Origin of the sequence: Chryseobacterium wanjuense, from assembly GCF_900111495.1 — a bacterium.
In the GTDB taxonomy this organism is placed as follows: Bacteria; Bacteroidota; Bacteroidia; order Flavobacteriales; family Weeksellaceae; genus Chryseobacterium; species Chryseobacterium wanjuense.
In genome coordinates, this window is record NZ_FOIU01000001.1 from 1,163,168 (window position 1) to 1,182,704 (window position 19,537).

General features: G+C 34.8%; 11 protein-coding genes and 1 riboswitch. Of the genes, 6 read left to right on the plus strand and 5 right to left on the minus strand.

The features are described 5' to 3' along the window. Window positions 1-55 precede the first annotated feature (55 nt). Together BMX24_RS05265 and BMX24_RS05270 are read left to right on the plus strand one after the other, a co-directional pair. A complete protein-coding gene (locus BMX24_RS05265; RefSeq protein ID WP_170835664.1) occupies window positions 56-904 on the plus strand; it encodes a DUF4476 domain-containing protein in 849 nt (282 codons plus the stop codon). A gap of 327 nt (window positions 905-1,231) precedes the next feature. Beyond that, window positions 1,232-2,056 (plus strand): CvfB family protein, encoded by an 825-nt coding sequence (locus tag BMX24_RS05270; protein ID WP_089791004.1) that lies wholly within the window; start codon window positions 1,232-1,234, stop codon window positions 2,054-2,056. A gap of 36 nt (window positions 2,057-2,092) precedes the next feature. Here the strand turns inward: BMX24_RS05270 and BMX24_RS05275 are convergent, their stop codons facing one another. Then, complete coding sequence (locus BMX24_RS05275; RefSeq protein WP_089791005.1) at window positions 2,093-6,013, minus strand: DUF7948 domain-containing protein; 3,921 nt, start codon at window positions 6,011-6,013, stop codon at window positions 2,093-2,095. 182 nt (window positions 6,014-6,195) lie between these two features. Here BMX24_RS05275 and BMX24_RS05280 point away from each other — a divergent pair, with 182 nt between their 5' ends. The 4 genes from BMX24_RS05280 (at window position 6,196) to BMX24_RS05295 (ending at window position 13,135) form a co-directional block, all read left to right on the plus strand. Continuing rightward, window positions 6,196-6,789 carry a TetR/AcrR family transcriptional regulator gene (locus tag BMX24_RS05280; protein WP_089791006.1) on the plus strand — a complete coding sequence of 198 codons (594 nt, stop codon included), beginning with the start codon at window positions 6,196-6,198 and terminating at the stop codon, window positions 6,787-6,789. A gap of 96 nt (window positions 6,790-6,885) precedes the next feature. Continuing rightward, window positions 6,886-8,235 carry a TolC family protein gene (locus BMX24_RS05285; RefSeq protein ID WP_089791007.1) on the plus strand — a complete coding sequence of 450 codons (1,350 nt, stop codon included), beginning with the start codon at window positions 6,886-6,888 and terminating at the stop codon, window positions 8,233-8,235. A gap of 43 nt (window positions 8,236-8,278) precedes the next feature. Then, window positions 8,279-9,532, plus strand: coding sequence for an efflux RND transporter periplasmic adaptor subunit (locus BMX24_RS05290; RefSeq protein WP_089791008.1), 1,254 nt, complete (start codon window positions 8,279-8,281; stop codon window positions 9,530-9,532). Window positions 9,533-9,562: 30 nt separating this feature from the next. Beyond that, window positions 9,563-13,135, plus strand: a complete 3,573-nt coding sequence (locus BMX24_RS05295; protein ID WP_089791009.1) for an efflux RND transporter permease subunit — start codon at window positions 9,563-9,565, stop codon at window positions 13,133-13,135. Window positions 13,136-13,423: 288 nt separating this feature from the next. On the opposite strand, the gene BMX24_RS05300 is transcribed toward BMX24_RS05295, so the two are convergent. The 4 genes from BMX24_RS05300 to BMX24_RS05315 all read right to left on the minus strand — a co-directional run bounded on the left by BMX24_RS05300 (window position 13,424) and on the right by BMX24_RS05315 (window position 19,508). Continuing rightward, complete coding sequence (locus tag BMX24_RS05300; protein WP_089791010.1) at window positions 13,424-13,870, minus strand: KTSC domain-containing protein; 447 nt, start codon at window positions 13,868-13,870, stop codon at window positions 13,424-13,426. Window positions 13,871-13,985: 115 nt separating this feature from the next. Next, entirely contained in the window at window positions 13,986-15,983 is a 1,998-nt protein-coding gene (locus tag BMX24_RS05305) for a tetratricopeptide repeat protein (RefSeq protein WP_089791011.1), read from the minus strand. A gap of 117 nt (window positions 15,984-16,100) precedes the next feature. Then, window positions 16,101-18,425 carry a 5-methyltetrahydropteroyltriglutamate--homocysteine S-methyltransferase gene (gene metE, locus BMX24_RS05310; protein ID WP_089791012.1) on the minus strand — a complete coding sequence of 775 codons (2,325 nt, stop codon included), beginning with the start codon at window positions 18,423-18,425 and terminating at the stop codon, window positions 16,101-16,103. Between the two features lie 404 nt (window positions 18,426-18,829). After that, a riboswitch (cobalamin riboswitch) is annotated at window positions 18,830-19,014 on the minus strand. 71 nt (window positions 19,015-19,085) lie between these two features. Further along, a complete protein-coding gene (locus BMX24_RS05315; RefSeq protein WP_089791013.1) occupies window positions 19,086-19,508 on the minus strand; it encodes a hypothetical protein in 423 nt (140 codons plus the stop codon). Window positions 19,509-19,537: the final 29 nt, after the last annotated feature.

Consider the following 19,537-nt stretch of genomic DNA (forward strand, 5'->3'; position numbering starts at 1 on the left):
TTTTGATTTCCTTTTTTTTGGCATAAAAATGGGAAGCGTAATGATAAATTGTATTATGAAGAATATTTTTATCAGTTTGTTCTTTTTTGTAGGAATAAATTCGTTTGCTCAAGAAGCGGGAAGTGTAGGTGAACTTTTGAAAAACGAAGCCTCAAAAACGGAAATGCAATCTCCGAAATCTGGCAATAACAGAAATAATAATTCTAATAATTCTGGTTTTAGAAATCCTAACAAGCAACCGGATATGGGAAGAAACCCCAATTATCAATGGAATCAAAGAAATGGCTATGCTGAAGTTTTTCTGAGAATCCCCGAATATGGCTTTTTTACTGTAGAGCTGGGAGATCAATCTATTTCAAACAGTTCTGGTAAATATAGGTTTTTTGATTTACAGTCAGGAAGAATTCCCATCGCTATTTACAATGATGGATTTTTAGTTTACAGAACAACTCTGATGGTTCAAAATAATAACAGATTGGTTTTAGATTTCTTTACCAATAAAGGGTTGTTTCTGCTGGATTCCTATCCGGTAAAGAATCAATCTTACGGATTTAATGATTGGGATGATGTCTGGAATAATTTTTATGGAAACCCATCTGGAAATTATTTCAATGTGATGGATGATAATACTTTCCGTCAGTTTTTTGAAATGTTGAACAAAAATGCAAAATTTGATGATAATAGACTTTCATTAATCAACCAACAGATGCGCAGTTCAATGTTTACTTCTAAACAAGTATATGAATTGGTAAAATTGATGAGTTTTGATAAAAACAAACTGCAGTTGGCAAAATCTATGTATTCCAGATGTGTAGATAAAGATAGGTATTTTATCGTGTATGATGCCTTTGATTTTGAATCCAGCAGAAGAGATCTTTCAGAATTTATCACAAAAACAAGATAATAAAATTAGAGGCATTTTTGCCTCTTTTTTTTGATTATAATACATTAGTTTGAATCTTAGAAAGCCTACAAAAGGTTAAAATCAAAGATTTTTTTAAACTTATGTATTCTTACTTTGCGGTGTAATAATGAACTTAAATACTCATGTACTAATCTTTTGTATCTTTTGTGGTTAAAATAAAAAGTTTAAACAGACTTTTAAATAAATCTTGCGTTTAAACATTTATAAACCAGCTTTTTTATTACTCAAACTCTAAAACTCTCAAACCCACTCACCCAAAAACTTGCAATTATTTTCCGTACCTTTGTCAGCTAATTCTATCATTACATGCTACTCGGAAAAACTCAGACTTTAAAAATTTCAGAAAAAAACAGTTCAGGATGGATCTTGACGGATGAATCAGGTGAAAAAGCATTTTTACCTAAAATTTTTGCTCAGGATGAAAAAGAAATTGGTGATGAAATTGAAGTTTTCGTGTATCAGGATGATAATAAATTGAAGGCAACAACAGAAATTCCCTTGGCGGAAGTTGGCGAATTTGCGGTGATGAGTTGTGTTCAGAGTCTTCCAAGCGGGGCTTTTATGGATTGGGGAATTATTAAAGATTTATTCATTCCTTACAAACAGCAGAAAACCAAGATCATTGAAGGCAAAAGATACCTCGTTCATATTTATATAGACGACGAACTGGAATTGATCACCGGAACCACAAAATTCAAAAGAAACCCCCAATATCAGGATTTACCCTTCAAAAAAGGAGATAAAGTAGATCTGATTATGATGAATGAAAGCGAATTGGGCTGGAATGTCGTGATTAATAAAAAATACATCGGATTAATTTACACTTCTGATGTTTTCAAAAAATTATATCCTTTATCTGAAGAATCAGGCTATATCAAAGCGATCCGTGAAGATGGAAAAATCGACGTTTCCCTTCAGCCGGAAGGTTTTGAAAATATTGATGAATTCAAACAGAAGATTCTCGATAAACTGGAAGAAAACTACGGTTTGCTTTATCTTTCAGACAAATCTTCCCCCGAAGAAATCAAGGATGAAGTTCAGATGAGTAAGAAAAACTTCAAAAAAGCGATCGGCGGACTTTATAAAGATAAGATCATCGATATTTCAGAAGATAAAATCAAATTATTATAAAAATAAAAAGGAGCAGAATTTTCTGCTCCTTTTTTGTTACTCTCTATTTTTTATCAGTAACCAACCGGTATAAACCCTGCCGTCGGAAACTTTTATCGTGTACCAATAATTACCGGTAGGAATTGGAGTTCCATTTAATTTTCCATCCCATTCCATTGGTTTTTTAGATATGATTTGTTTGAAAACCGGAAGACCTCTTCTGTCGTACACATTCACTTCAGTTCCGGGATAATTTTCAAGACCTGCAATCTTCCATTTATCATTAAATCCGTCTCCGTTTGGCGTAATGGCATTCGGAATATTAAAGATGGAAAACGGCTTCTGACCGATGATGCAGCCTCCTTTTGTTCTTACATAAACGATGTATTCTCCGATATTTAAATTAGTGAAAATATTAGAATCCTGCCACGTAAAATTATCCAGTGAATATTCGAAATTTCCTGTTCCCGAAAGAATAACCGTAGCAGAATTATTATTAATATGTACAGCAACAATCTCGGGCAAAACAGTATAGCTTACCTCTGTATTATCTGTATTTTGACATCCAAAACTATTCGTGACGGTCACAGAATAATTCCCCGGTGTTGAAATTGTGATCGACTGCGTTGTCTCCCCTGTACTCCATACATATGATGAATAACCACTTCCAGCATCCAAAGTTACTGTTTTACCTTTACAGAAATCAATTTTTTCAGGAAGGCTGAATTCCGGTTTCGGATTTAATGTTAAACTTAATCTTATTATTTTAAAACATCCGTCCGGCGTTAAAACTTTTACATGAATCACCGTTGATCCCACATTCAAAGTATAGTTCGAAGGATTGGGAATCGGGTTTCCAAGATCGTCTGTGTAAACGAATGTATAACTTCCGGGATTGGCAATGATATTACTTTGATAGGATGTTAAATTTACGATCATTGAACCTCCTGTTGTGGCATTACATAATGTTGTAGAATAATCATTGGCAGGAACATTATTTGTAGAAAGTGTGACAGCAATAGCCAGTTTTTCTGACTCACAATTATTTAAAGTCTGAGTAACAAAATATGTCACTCCATGAACCAGAGGAGTTGTTAATGGCAGAACATTACCTGCAGCATCATAAAATATTAATGATGTTCCCGTAACAACCAGGTTAGCTAAAGTCGGGCTTGAAGATGCACAAAAATCCTGAGCCGAATTTCCTGTTGGTTTAGGTGTTTCGTTAATGGTTACCTGAATGGCTGTTTTATTACTTTCACAACCATTAATTGTTTGTGAAGCATAGTAAGTCTGTCCGTTTACAAGCGCTGTTGTCGGCGCCAGGATATTTCCCGCTGCGTCGTACCATTTTATATTTTGCCCTGTGATTTGGATATTTGAAACGGTTGGGTGATTGCTTGCGCAGAAGATTTGCTGCGGGTTTGCTGTAGTTGGCAAAGCTGGAGCTGTTACAATTACATTTTGGTTTTGTGTCGAAACATTTCCGTTTCCATCATTGTATGTCCAGTGAATGACATAAGTTCCCGGAAGAGAGTAGGAAAGAGGATCGGTGGTTGTCGCTGTAATCGTTCCTGCGCAATTGTCTGTAGCTGTAGGAATCGTTGAAACAACCGTGTGACAATCTCCAGTAATGTCAGCAAGTGTGGCTATATTAGGGACTGGTGCAACATTGTCACCTACGACTACGTTTACAGTGAAAGTACCATCACAAGCACCAGAACCAGCAACCTGGCAAGCATATGTTCCGGCATTGGCAGCTGTTGCATTCGGGATTGTTGGATTTTGCTGTGTTGAGGTAAATCCGTTTGGTCCTGTCCAATTATAAGTTGCCCCTCCTGTAGCATTAAGTTGAATCGTTGAATTAATACAAACCGGAGAATTTGATGAAACTACAGCAGAAGAAGTACAATCTTGAAATTTTGCAATAAATATATCATTTGATGGATGACCTCCTTGTTGCTGAAAGGTTCCGGGAGTAGCAATTCCTGTAGTATTGTTACTGGACATACCTGTAAAATATATATAACCTTCGTTGTCTTTTGTCACATATCCTAGCTGTGTACCTCCGTTTCCTCCATAAAAAGTTCCCCACTGTTTTACAATATTAGAATCATACTTTATCATGAAGGTCTTTAGATACGGTCCCGTATCTTCCATGTAAGCATTAGGTGTTGCAATATCTGTCTGATGAAGATGATGACATAATCCGGCAAAAAATACATTACCTGTGCTGTCAATATGCGCCGTTAATTGAACCTGATATTGAAAAGGCAAATTAGTTTTAGTCACAGCATTGGTATTTAAATCTATTTTCCATATTCCGGCAGGTCCATAGACAGGTCCCGTGAGATCAGGGAATTCCCCTGCAAGTATTAAGGTGTTGTTTATGATCCTTGCTTCCCACACATAATCCTGAATAGAATTTCCAAAATAACTTGATCTGAGCAAAGTACCAGTAGTTTTTGAAAATTTTAAATACAATCCATCGGTTACTCCAGCAAAAGTAGACTGAAAAGGATTTACCATCGGAATATTGGGAGATCGTGTTGCACCAATAACTTCCAGATCACCTGTTGAAGAGAAAATATTAAAAATTGAAGTTGAATGATCTGCTACTCCAAAAAATGTGGATCGCAATGTATTGCCAGTTAAAGCGTCTACTGTCGTAATAAATCCATCTGTATACCCATTCGGACTAAGTTTCGCAGGTTGTGGAGCATTCAAACTTGGAAAATCCGCACTCATTGTTTGTCCACCAAGAAAAACCTGATTGTTGTTATATGAAATTGTATAGAAATCTTCCGGAGAGTTTCCTATAAAATCTTTTTGATAAAGAAGTACGCCGTTGGTATCAAATTTTACCAGTACAACATCTTGGTTGCTTGCTTGTCTTAAAATCTCACCTCCTGCATAAATATTAAAATTTTCGTCAAATGCAACATCATTAAATGAATCATCTTTTATTGTTCCAAAATAAGTACTCCATAGCTTTTGTCCATTTTTTGTAATTTTCATTAAAAAAGCATCAAAACCGCCAGTAAGATTTTGCTGATAAGCTCCGGAAGTAGAAATATTTGTTGGACTTGCTGTAGCACCAAAAATATATCCTGTACTTTGAGAATCCGTTTTTATTTTTCCATAATCTTCTCCAAAACCTCCTGCATAACTTCCCCAAACTCTCGTGGGAACGGGATCGATTACAATAGTTTTATTAGAAGAATTGATAGGAGCATTAAAACCAAAAGTCTGATCACCTAAATCTCTAAAAGAAACATCAATATTTTCCTTTTTACTTCCCAAAATCCAGCTGTTTGGGATGTTTTCATACATTTCCCCAAAACGGACTTTCATTAAAAGTTTGTTATCTTTTATAGAAGTTGCAGCTCCGTTAAATTTCATTTTAATATCAGAAATTCTTCCGCCGGGATTGATGATGAAGTTATATTCAATGGGTTTTAAAGTATCTTTTGGTTTAAAAAAAACTAAATCAATATTCGGATAAATATTTTTATATAAAACTTTTTGAAAGCGATGAACATTGGTAATCCCTTTTGATTTGTTCGGAATATTATAATAGTTATCGTAATCTGAGGATTTTCCCTCTGCAATAATTGACACATTTTTATTTGAATTTAATAATTCAATATCAATTCGATGAAACTGATTTTCATATAAAAATTCATCTTTAAAGTATGTTTTTGCATTAAGAGATTGATCTTTTTTAAATTTTGAAGAATTCGGATTTACAGTTTTTTTTATTTCATAAACATCATATGAAAATCCATTTTTCTTCAGCTGGACATTCAATCCTGCAGAGTGAAAAAGATACTTTACATCAAGGTTTTCCTTTCCGTCCTGATCTATGATCTGTCCTTTGTTTTCGTAGAAAAAATACTCATTGTTTTGAGAAAGCTTTTTCTGAGAAAAGAAAAATCCACAGCACAATACTGTGAAAAGGAAGAATATTTTTCGCATTGGTTACCAATTTTCCGGCAAAGATATAAAAACACCTTATTCTATTGAGATTAAGAAATATTAATGTCCTGGTTAAATTCAAAAAACTGATGCAAATCATAATAATTCTATTAATTATTTTGTTTAACAATTTTGTCAAAACAGATGATTGATTTATATTTGCACAAATTTGTTTAACAAAAATGTCAAATCAAGCAAAAAAAGACCAAACACAAGAATTGATCAAGGAGACAGCAAAGAATTTGTTCTTTGTGAAAGGTAAGTTTGACGCTACTACCCAAGAGATTGCAGATGCAGCAGGAGTCAACAGAACACTTATAAACTACTACTTCCGCTCGAGAGATAATCTCATCCAGATTATTTTTGACGAAGCCCAGAAAGTAGAACACGAAAAATCTGAAATCATTATGAATTCGGATCTGCCTTTTAAGGAAAAAATAGGACAGTTCATAGAAGGAAGTTTGTCTACAAGTCTGCAGTATCCGTATCTGGAAACCTACATCGTTTCGCAGATCAACAAAGGAAACTGCCACAAAAAAGATATTGAAGAAGGTGAATTAAAAAAACTTTACACCGATATAGAAGCAGAAATGGAATTGGGAAAAATTGAAAAAATGAAACCCATCCAGTTTGTTCTGAATATGGTTTCTCTTTTGGTTTTCCCAAGTGCGGTAAGGCCTTTATTGATGGAGAATCTTATGATCAATGAAGAGGAATTTGATAAGATTATTTCCGAGAGGAAAGACATCATTCTGAACATGTTGTTTAAAAATTAAATAAAATGTTAAAGTATTTTAAGAAATGATTCGTCCTTTAGAAATAAAAACATTCAAGACAGAGATTAAATTAAAAAAATAAACGAAGTATAAATTATGGAAAGACAACGTATAACTGCAAAGCTGAAAATTGGGATAGCTGCCGCATTTATGATTTCCGGCTTTTTACAGGCTCAGCAAAGCTTTACAGTGGAGCAGAGTTTAGACTATGCTATTAATAACAATGTCGATGTAAAAAAGGCCAGAATAGATCAGATAAAAGCATCCCAAAAAGTGAAGGAGACTACCGGGATCGGGCTTCCTCAGATCAGTGCACAAGGTACTTACAACTATTATTTGAAAATTCCTGTACAACTTTTGCCAGCAGAAATTGCAGGAGGAACTCCCGGAACTTACATTCCTGTACAATTTGGATTAAAGCAAACGGTAGGAGCAGGAATTACCTTAAAACAATTGCTTTTTAATGGCTCCTATTTAGTTGGATTGCAATCTGCAAAAGCTTATAAAGAAACTTCAGCATTAGCGGAAGAAAAAACGGAAATAAGCATAAAAGAAGGCATTATGGTGTCCTATGCAGCGATAATCTCCACAGATGAGAACATCAAAACACTGGAAGATAATATGCGAATTGCCGAAAAAACCCTGAATGATACAAAAGAAACGTATAAAGTTGGTTTAACGGAAGAGCAGAATGTAGAACAATTGGAATACAGCTACAAAAACCTGCAAACCAATAAAGAAAACCTTAAGAGGACAAGAACAAAGCTTCTGATGGCTCTTAAATATTTAATGGGTTACCCTTTAGATCAGGAAATGGAGCTTTCTACAACACTTGATGAAATGGTTCAGAAAAATCAGGTTTTGGTTGATCAGAATAAAGATATTGACATCAGCAACCATATCGATTTGAGGTTGAAAAATAACGCATTAAAAGTTTCTGAATTACAATTGAAATATCAGAAATCGTTGTCTTTACCGTCATTATCAGGTTTTGCAAGTACAAATTACAACGGAAACAGCAATAGCTTTACTTTTTTTGATAAAGATCAGCAATGGTTTAATACTTCTATCGTAGGTCTGCAGTTGGATATTCCTATTTTCAGTGGGTTGCAGAGACATTGGCAGACACAGCAGGCCAAACTTGATGTAACGAAAGCACAATTGGATAAAGAAAATACAGAAAGAAGCCTGAAAAATGAGTATTATGGAAAATCCGTAGACTACAACAACGCCTTTGAAAGCTACAAAACCGCGCAGGATCAGATAAAATTGTCTTCAAGCATCTATCGTAAAGAACAGATAAAATTCAAAGAAGGTCTGGGAAGCAGTTTTGATCTTCAAAATAGTGAAACACAACTTTATAATTCTCAATCACAGCTTTATGAATCTGCCATTAATTTGATTCAGGCTAAAGTAGCTTTGGATAAAGCCAAAGGAGAATTATAATTTCCCAATCTTTTAATCATTCAAATAAAAAATAATATTCCACATGAAAAAAATATTTCTTCCACTAGCATTATTACTTACCCTTGCTGCCTGCAAGAAGGAAGGTGCTACACAAGATAAAACTTTAGAAGCTCTTATCAAAACCAAAGATGTAAAAGGGCTGCAAGCATATAAAGACCGTCAGAAAGCAAAAATGGACAGTCTGAACAATATCATGTCCGAGGTTGATAAAAACCTTACGGCATTAGGAGTAAGCCAGACTTTAGGATATGTTTCCGTACAGAAACTGGAGCTTACCTCATTTTCGCACAATGTTGAGATACAAGGAAATGTGACTACAGATCAGGATGTAAATGTACAGTCTCAGTTCAACGGGACATTAACGCTTTATGTAAAAGAAGGACAAAGAGTAAACAAAGGACAGGTGATAGGTAGAATTGCAGATGGAGGTCTTAACGATCAGCATAAGCAGGCTTTAATCCAGGTTTCTGCAGCCAACTCACAGCTTCAGCAGGTAAAATCTCAGGCTAATTTGTCGAGAATTACTTATGAAAAGCAAAGTGCCCTTTGGAAACAAAAAATCGGTTCAGAATACCAATATCTTCAGGCAAAAACCAATTACGAATCTGCTCAGAAACAGATTGCCGCTGCTCAAAGTCAGGTTGCTGCTACACAAAAAGCTGCTGATGCGATAAGAGCAAACTTGGTGAAAACTACGATCGTTGCTCCGTTTAGTGGGGTGATTGATAAAGTAATTACTCAGAACGGACAGGCTGTATCTGCTGCTCCGGCTACAGATATCGTAAAATTGATCAGCCTTGGAATCATGCGTGTAGAAGCCAAAGTTCCTGAAACTTATCTGGCAAACGTAAAACCGGGTACGAGCGTAGATATCAATTTCCCTGCACTTAACAAATCTGTTAAATCTAGTGTAAGATTGGTTGGAAACTATATTGATCCGGCAACAAGAACTTTCCTTATCCAGATTCCAGTTTCAAACGACGGAGGTTATATCAAACCAAATTTATTGGCTCAGATAAAGATTCAGGATTATGTAAACCCTTCTGCATTACAGATTCCGGCTCAGTATATTTATGAAGATGCAGCGCATAAAAGCTATGTTTTCATTGCTACCAACGTGAATGGTGAAAATGCAATTGCCAGAAAAGTATACATAGAAACAGGGCAGAAGTCTGAAAACAGTGTAGAAATTACAAAAGGTCTGAAAGCTGGAGATACCGTGATTACCGATGGTTCTAAAAATCTTACAGAAGGACAGAAAATTAAAATTTCTTAAAAATAAACTCATTGAAATAAATAAATAATTATGGGCGAAAATAAACACCACGAAAAAGAATCTTTCTTTTCAAGTTGGGCGGTAGACAATAGAACCACAGTATATGTACTTACATTTATCATTGTAATTCTGGGGATCTTTGCTTACACGTCTATGCCAAGAGAAAGCTTTCCGGAAGTGGTAGAAAATAAGATATATATTTCTTCTATATATCCGGGAAACTCGGCGGAAGATGTTGAAAAGCTTATCACCAAGGAGCTTGAAGATAAATTTAAGAACGTTTCGGGAGTAGATAAGGTAACCTCAAATTCATTTCAGGATTACTGTCTGATTACCGTAGAATTTGACGAAAAAGTACCTTTACCGGAAGCAAAGCAAAGAATTAAAGATAAAGTAGACGAAGCAAAAGGAGATCAGGATTGGCCTACGGTGGACTCCGGTTCGAAAGTGGAGCCAAGCGTTTTTGATCTTAATATTTCTGAGGAAATTCCAATTCTGAATATTAATTTAAAAGGAAATTATCCAAAATTTACGCTAAGACAATTTGCGGATGATATCAAAGATGACCTTGAAGACATTCCTGAAGTAAAGGAAGCTACCGTTTTAGGGGTTGATGATAATGAAGTGGAAGTTGCGCTGGATATCTTCAAGATGAATGCAGCGGGAGTAAGTTTTGATCAGGTGATTAATGCCATCAGAAACGAAAATATTACCATTTCCGGGGGTAATCTGATCACCGAAGGAAACCGTGAAAACGTCAGAATCAAAGGACAGATTTCCAATCCTAGCGACGTTAATAACTTCGTAGTAAAACCAGGTGTAAAGATCATGGATATTGCGAAAGTAGAGTTTAAAGAAAAAGAAAAAACTACCTACGCAAGAGAATCCGGAAAAGATGTGGTGATGATCAACCTTAAGAAAAGATCAGGAACCAACATGATTGCGGCGATCGAGCAGGCAAAAGAAAAAATCAAAAAAGCTCAGGAAACATACCTTCCGAAAGATCTTGATATTTCTTTGACATCCGACCAGTCTACAGACGTTGAGCATCAGGTAAACGAATTGGCAAACCATATTCTTATTGGTATCCTTTTGGTAATGTGTGTGTTGAGTTTTTCAATGGGACTTAAAAATGCATTATTCGTTGGAACCGCGATTCCGCTTTCGATGTTGATTGCCTTTGCGGTATTGAGCGCTTTTGGAGTTACCTTAAACACCATGGTACTTTTCGCGATGGTAATGGGACTCGGGATGCTGGTAGATGACGGGATTGTGGTGGTAGACAACGTGTACGCCAATATGGAGAAAGGGTACAAAAGGAGAGAAGCATCAAAATACGGTATCGGTGAGATCGCTTTCCCGGTAATTACTTCTACATTGACGACCGTTTGTGCCTTTTTACCAATGTTGATGTGGCCGGGAATTATGGGAGAGTTTATGAAATATTTCCCAATCACAATTAGTGTTACCCTTTTAGCATCACTTTTTGTAGCATTGGTTATTAATGCTTCCATGACAGGTGGGGGAATGACATTAGACAATAAAAACATTACGCCTTCACAAGCTAAGAAATACACCATTATTTTTGCCATTTTGGCGGTAGTTTTTGGAGTTTTAAGATTGGTAACGGGTATTGAGTTCTTCCTGGCAATCGTAACACTGTCTGTATTGGCAATTGCTGCGATATGGCTGTATAAAGGATTTTTCCATGATAGAATTGAGCATTTCCAGTATACTTTCTTCCCGAATCTGGCTAAAAAGTATCAGAAATTCTTAAGAAATTTATTACAGGGTAAAAAACCTAGATATTGGTTCCTGGGAGTGATCGGGGTTCTTATTTTCTCATTCTTCCTTTATGGAGTGATGATGGGAATCGGACGTTCCAAAGTTCTTTTCTTCCCGGAAAATATTCCTAAGCAGGTAATTGTTTATATGGAATATCCTCAGGGAACAGATATTGCCAAGACAAATACGGCTACAAAACAGGTAGAAGCGAGAATTTTAAATGTTTTAAAACAATATAAAGATAAGAAAACCGGAGAGAACTTCCTGGTAGAATCTATGGTGACCCAAGTCGGAAAAGGAGCTATCAATCCACAGGTTGATGCCGGTTCTGAAGCGGATACGCCATTTAAATCAAAAACGACGATCACTTTCGTAGAATTTGCGAAACGTCACGGTGTAGATACCGGTGAGGTGATGGAACAGATCAGAAAAGCGATTCCTAATATTCCGGGATTCACCTTTACGGTAGAAAAAGATGCAAACGGCCCGCCGGTTGGTTATCCGGTTTCTATCGAGCTTAAAGGAGACGACTACGATCAGTTGCTGACGGAAGCCAAGAATATGATCACTTATGTTAATAAACAGGGAATTTCGGGAATCGAAAAACTTCAGTCTGATATTAATAAAGAAAGTCCGGAGCTTATCATCGATATCGACAGAGAAGCGGCAGGAAATATGGGTGTAACGACGGCTTATACAGGAATTACGCTTCGTAGAGCTTTGTTCGGGCAGGATATTTCTACCTTTAAAGATGTTAAAGATGATTATGATATTTCGGTAAGATTGCAGCAGGATCAGAGAAGAAATACGAGTTTGCTGTTTAACCAGCCGATTACGCTTCAGGGGCAGACTGGTCCGATTCTGGTTCCGATGTCCACTTTCTCGACTATGAAAGAAGAAAATACTTTCAACAAAATCAAGAGAAAGGATAATACCAGAACGATCATGGTTTATTCAAACGTATTGAAAGGATATAATGCGAATGAAATCGTTCAGAAAATTCAGGCATCATTGAAAAACTATAAAACTCCGGAAGGAATTACCTATAGTTTCGGCGGTGAGCAGGAAGAGCAGGGCAAAAACATGAATTTCCTATTGTTTGCATTGTTCCTGGCAATGGCGTTGGTAACATCGATTATTGTATTCCAGTTCAACTCGCTTTCAAAAACTTTGATTATCATGACTACGATTTTCTTAAGTTTTGCCGGAGTATTCTTAGGATTGGCGATTTTCGGAATGGATTTCGTAATTCTGATGACCATGATGGGGATCATCTCATTGGCAGGGGTTGTAGTGAAGAACGGTATCGTATTGATGGACTTCTTCGTTCTTAAGCTCGACGAGATGGTTCATAAAAAAGGGGTGGAAACCCACGACGACCTTGAATTGGAAGAAGTGAAGGAAATCATCATCGAATCAGGAAAAGAGCGTTTAAGACCGGTATTATTGACGGCTACAACGGCTATCTTAGGTTTGATTCCGTTGGCTGTAGGTCTAAACTTTGACGTATTTTCTTTCCTTACAACATTGAATCCGCACTTCTCGGTAGGAGGGGACAACGTAATGTTCTGGGGACCATTGGCATGGACGATCATTTTCGGACTATCATTTGCTACCTTCCTTACATTGATCATCGTTCCGGTAATGTTCTACATTATCTCTAAACGTAAGATCAACAGCAGAAGAAAGTATGTTGCAAAACATGCTCACGATGCAGAAAGAGAAGCAGAAGAACAGGAAAGACTGAAAAAGCTGTATCCTCAGGAATTTGAAGAATACCACAAGAAAAAAGAAGATGATCTAGGTTTAGAATCATAAATATAACAACCTTTAATTAACCGAAAAGCGTGTCAGAAATGATGCGCTTTTTTTATTAATCACAAAGACGTAAAGTTTTTACTCTAACCATTTCTAAGGCGCAAGAAAACTAATTTTTCAGCAAGTTGTGCGGTCTTAAATTTTATCACAGATAAAATCTTTGCGCCTTAATACAATACTTTAATTTTAAATTTTGCGCCTTTGCATTTCACCAACAAAATCAACAAAAAACAAAAAAAGACTTCCAGAATTACCTGAAAGCCTTCATTTATTTTAATAGGGAAAATTTTATTCCGCCATCACCTCCCCGGCTTTTCTGTAGACAAAACTTCCATAGATATGTCTTCTTGCAAAACGGCTCGGAGAATCTGCATTCACCATTTTGATATAGGTGTTTCTTGGAACTCCGATGTATTCGTATATATTTCCGTTCAAATGCTGAACCGTAAGAACCGATTTCTCCAGATAAAAATCCTGAATATTAGATTTTGTAACGGTTTCGGTATATTCTTCCTTATATTTTTCCTGCGTTTCAGGATTAATGCTTACCAAAAAATGATAGGCTTCAATGACAGATTTGCTCTTTTCTTCCGCTTCCAGTTTTCCGGCTTCATCATTGATAAATTTATCAGGATGCGTATCTTTCATCGTATTCCTGTAAATGGTTTTCAGCTCCTTTAGAGTCACGGTTTTATCAACTTCAAGAAGCTTTCTGTATTCGCCTAATTTTTTCATAATGGATAATCCTTATTTCGGGGTGCAAAATTAAGGTTTTTAATTGAGAATGTGTAAGTTTTTGATTGTTAATTTATTTTGATAGTCAATAGTATGAAATATTACTGTCTAAAAATTATTTTTCTGATAATAAATGTAATTTACTATTCGCTACTTTTATAATACTTTCAATAATTTCATCACTAAACTTTTCTGGCATTAAATCTTCAACCCCAATTTTTGTTAAACCGAAAGATCCACATAAAAATCCATGTTGTCTTGAAATTTCTCTGAATAAAATCATTTTATATTCGATAATTGTTTGAGATAATATATTAATCTTTTCTTCTTTACTAAAAGTAGGGTGAGATAAAGGAATTAAAATATTAATAAGATTAATACTTTTTAGTAGTTCTTTATGAAGAATTTTGATAACATTTTTATTTTCAGAATTCTCGTTATTTAAAATATAATCTAATGCTTCACAATATGAAAAAGCAAATGTTAATTCCAATAAAGGTAAAAAAGATTCATTAATTTTAAATTGATCATAATCTAAATGTTCATAATAACTAAAAATAGAACATTTACTTCTATATTCTTGATAGTAGGAATAATATTTTAAAAAAGATAAATTTTCTTTTAAAGATATTTTACTGTCTTCAAGATTATCAAGGGTAATAAACCTAAAGATGTAAATATATTTTTGAAGCAATTGTAAGATTTGGTTGTCAGAATAATTATTAATAAGAGTAATATAGTATATTGCCCTTATATCCTCAAATCTTAGTAGTAATTCGAAAAATTTGTTTAAATATGACTCTTCAATTATTTTTTCATTTATTTTAGAATCAATTATGTCAAGTTTTAAATTGATTAAATATCCATCGTTCGGTATTGCATCAAGTCCTTTATCAATAAATTTTAAAGCTTCGGAAATATTATTAAGCCTGTAATTAACTAAACTTAAAGCATAATACCCTCTAGGGAAGTTTTTTATTAATGATTCTTCTCCTGACTCTATTGATTTATACATTAACTCCTTTGCTGAGGTGTAATCTTTAAAAATATTTAATAATGTTACACCTTTACTAAACAAAGCTTCGACTAAATTTGGGTTTATTTCCAGAGCTTTGTCGTAGCAAACAAGTTCTTCTTCATGATTTCCTAAATAATAATATGCTGTACCAAGATTTTTCCAAGCTTCAGCATAATTAGGATTTAATTTTAAAGATAATTTATAATGCTTGATAGCTTCTTCAAATTCTTGTAAGTTTGAAAGAGTGTTAGCATAATTATAGTGATAAGTAAATTTATTATTAGTATTTAAAATATTTCTGAAAATTTCTTTAGCATCAAGTAATTTATGTTGATTTGAAGTTGAAATACCTTGTTCCGCAAGTATGCAGGCTTTTGTTAAAAATAAGTTTTCAGATTCCTCAATTTCTAAACATTGATTAATATACAGAAGTGCTTCTTCATAATTATACATACTATAAAGGCTTTGTGATAATGCGTGTAAAATAGAAGCCTTATCTTGTAAATTTTCTATCTTTAATGCTTTTTTGAAATAAAATATTGCATCAGAGAAATTTTGCGTAAGATAATTTTTCCAAGCAATAATCTCAATTTTATCTAATGATTCATATTCAAGTTTAGTGAATGATTCAAATAAACTTTTTATACCAAAATGTTTTTGAACTTTAGATATTATATCATTCCAATTGATTTCTGTCAGTTTATTTTCTTTTGAAACTTTTAAGTAAATATTTTCCTTATTTTCTAAATCCTCATGATTAAATTCAATATCTTCAAACCATTGCCAATATGCTTCAATGTCTTGTTTTACGTAGACTATTATCATTACGGGCTCAAGCCTTGCTCTAAAAAAATTTAATGTAGATGTTTTAAATTGAATATTAACAGTATTTTTATTAGTGTCAATTTCTTTTGATTTTAGTTGTACTGAAAAATTTAATCCTGTAACTTCATTATTGACTACTATATTAGTAATATAGTCAATTCCATAGTCATTTTCTGGCTTATCAATAAACCAGTCTTCAGGAAGAGAGTTGTTGAAAAATTTGTTAGATAAATTTTCGAGAATATGGTTATTATGTCTTAAAGGTTTCAAATTATAGAATTAGATTATTCGTGATTTTATTAATTGTAATAAAGTTACTAAATTTTTTGTCAAATGGAAGGAGATAAATTTTTATAAACAAAACAGGAGCCTCTCGGCTCCCATCATCTAATATTTCAATTTTTCTTTCTTCAAAAACTCCTCACTCGCTTCCCTCGAAGCCTCCACCATCGCAATCAGTGCCTTTTCCGTTTCATCCCAATGACGAGTTTTCAAGCCACAGTCAGGGTTTACCCAAAGTTGCTGTGCAGGAATTACGGCTTGCGCTTTTTTCAGCAATTCCACCATTTCCTCTTTCGACGGAACTCTCGGCGAGTGAATATCGTAAACTCCCGGTCCAATCTCGTTCGGATATTTGAAATCTGCAAAAGCATTCAACAGTTCCATCTGGCTTCTGGAGCATTCAATCGTAATTACGTCGGCATCCATATCGGCGATGTTTTGGATGATGTCATTAAATTCAGAATAACACATGTGCGTATGAATCTGCGTCGCATCTTCCACACCGCTTGCCGAAATTCTAAAGGCTTCAACCGCCCATTTCAGATAATTCTGCCAGTCAGATTTTCTCAACGGAAGACCTTCACGAATCGCAGGTTCATCAATCTGGATGATTCTGATTCCCACTTTTTCCAAATCATTCACCTCATCACGAATCGCTAGTGCAATTTGTTTACAAGTCAATGAACGAGGTTGATCATCCCGCACAAAAGACCATTGAAGAATCGTTACAGGTCCCGTCAACATTCCTTTTACCCATTTTTGAGTTAAAGATTGCGCATATTTCGACCAATACACCGTCATCGGATTCGGTCTGTGAACATCTCCGAAAATCACAGGAGGTTTCACGCAGCGGCTTCCGTAACTTTGAACCCAGCCGTTTTGTGTAAATGCAAATCCAGCCAATTGTTCCCCGAAATATTCCACCATGTCGTTTCGCTCAAATTCTCCGTGAACCAAGACATCGATCCCAATTTCTTCTTGCCAGCGAATCGTTCTTTCGGTTTCCTGTTTCAATAAAGTATCGTATTGTTCGGCATTCAGTTCTCTTTTTTTGAATTTTGCCCGCCAGTTTCTCACCTCTTTAGTCTGCGGAAACGAACCAATCGTGGTCGTCGGAAATAAAGGAAGCTTCAATACTTCCTGCTGCGTTTGTTTTCTTATCGTAAATGGAGAGTTTCTTTGTGCATCTTCCTCAGTTGTTACATCAACACGGTTTTTTACGTCCTGATTGTGAATTAATGTTGAGGTTTTACGGTTTTCAATTGCTTTTTTATTTTCTGCTAAAGCCTGTAACGCGTTATAATCCGGATTTTCTGAAGCTAATTTTTTTAAATCAACAATCTCATATACTTTCTGTTTCGCAAAAGCCATCCATTGCTTGATTTCAGGAGATAAAATGTCTTCATTTTTCTCAGAATCCAGGTCAAAAGGAGCGTGCAGCAATGAACAGGACGGAGCAATGAAAATTCTCTCCGAACCAATTCTTTGAACTGCTTTTTCAATAAAATGTAATGATTTTTGAAAGTCGTTTTTCCAGATATTTCTTCCGTCGACGATTCCTAAAGAAAGGCTCAATGTTTCAGGAATAGTTTTTAAAACTTCATCCAATTGTTCAGGACAACGAACCAGATCAATATGCAAAACATCGATCGGAAGGGAAGTTGCCAGTGAAAGATTGTCTTTTAATCCTTCAAAATAAGTCGTCACAATAAATTTAAGTTTCGGAAACTGCTTTCTGATTTCAGCATAAATAAACTGATACGTTTCTTTCGCTTTTTCATTTAAATCTAAAGCTAAAAACGGCTCATCAAACTGAATATATTCCGCACCATGATTTTCAAGCTCTTTCAAGATTTGAATATAAACCGGCAGCAAATTTTGCGCTAAATCCAGTTTATCAAAACCTTCTTCTTTTTCTTTTCCTAATAATAAATACGTCAGCAAGCCAATAATTACAGGTTTTGCATTGATTCCCGCCTGTTTTGCATTGATGAATTCTTTAATAATTTTATTGGAAAATAATGTAAACTCCTGATTTTTTTGAAATTCAGGAACGATGTAATGGTAATTGGTATCAAACCATTTCGTCATTTCCATCGCAGTGATGTCCAAACCTTCTTTCTGGAAACCTCTTGCCATCGCAAAATAAAGATCGGTCTCAGATTTTTTGAAAGCGATTTCCTGATAACGTTCCGGAATGGCTCCAACCGTCAAAGTCATGTCCAAAACCTGGTCATAATACGAAAAATCGTTGCAGGGGATAAGATCGATTCCTACTTCCTGCTGCAGTTTCCAGTTGTTTTGAGTGATGGTTTTTCCTACTTCCAAAAGGTCGTTTACATCGATTTTGCCCGTCCAATATTGCTCGCAGGCTTTTTTGAGTTCTCTGTTGCTACCAATACGCGGATAGCCAAGAATGTGCGTTTGCATTTTCTTAAAACTTTTAAATTAAACAATGATTTTAAAAGCTCTTCAGATGCTTCGCAATGCAGTTGTAGAAAGAAATTTTGTGGAATAGAGTAGATACAATGAGGACGTAATTTTTCCTTTAATAAAAGGATTGGCTTAAATTTTTTATTTTTTTGACGCAAAATTTAATTAAAAACCCTTCAATATTCAAGAAGGCAAAGAAGAATCAATTCATTGATTTTAAGAAGCGGACGTATAAGAAACATTAGCTTCATCAGCGACAAAGTCGCAATTCTTTGCTCTCTAAAAATAAGAAGCTATAACAAAAAAATCTTTGCGTTTAAAAAATTAAGATTAAAATTTTAAACCAAAATACGTTCAAAAAGTATCATCTGTATGACCAAAAAGCTTCAAACCGCGAAAGCATTGTCAATTCGGAACAGGCAGGTCTCCTGACTTGTAACAGTCTTTGTCATCCTTCCCGTTTGCACAGTGGATATTCTTGGACAAAAACTTTTGGTATGTTACTTACAGTTGCGCGACAGCTCGTGATTCTCACACGATTCCCTATTAATCTACGTTATGTAAAACCTTTTCCGTTTGATGAAGTATGTTAAAGAACTGTTTTCGGGGCAAATGTAGGGAATATTTGTTTGAGTTTTTAAAATTTTGGATTTTAAATTAAATAAATGCCGCTCCTGTTAGCCAATCAAGTTTATTTAAAATGTTATAAATTTCACTAGGACACTTTTTGCAAATAGTAATAAATCTAAAATCTTTTTCTTTGATTAAAGTATCGAAAGTTGTAAGTTTTGTATTGCAAACAGTACAATTTCCATCTTCGCTAATAATATTAATAGATTCTAATTTTTCAATTTCAGTATTTAAATCATTAATTAAAAGAGAAATGCTAATAAAATTTTCTTTAAAATGGATTTCTGAGAACTCCTGTAATATCAAACCTTCAATTTTCATATCCTGAAAAGTGATTTTTCTTTCTTCAAATGTTTCTAAAATATATTTCCTGCAATAATTCCTAATTCTATCTGTGAATGTTCCTGCCTGAAAGATAAATTCAGATTCAGGATGATTTATGTCTATCATTTATAAGAAATTTCATATTTCAACTAAAT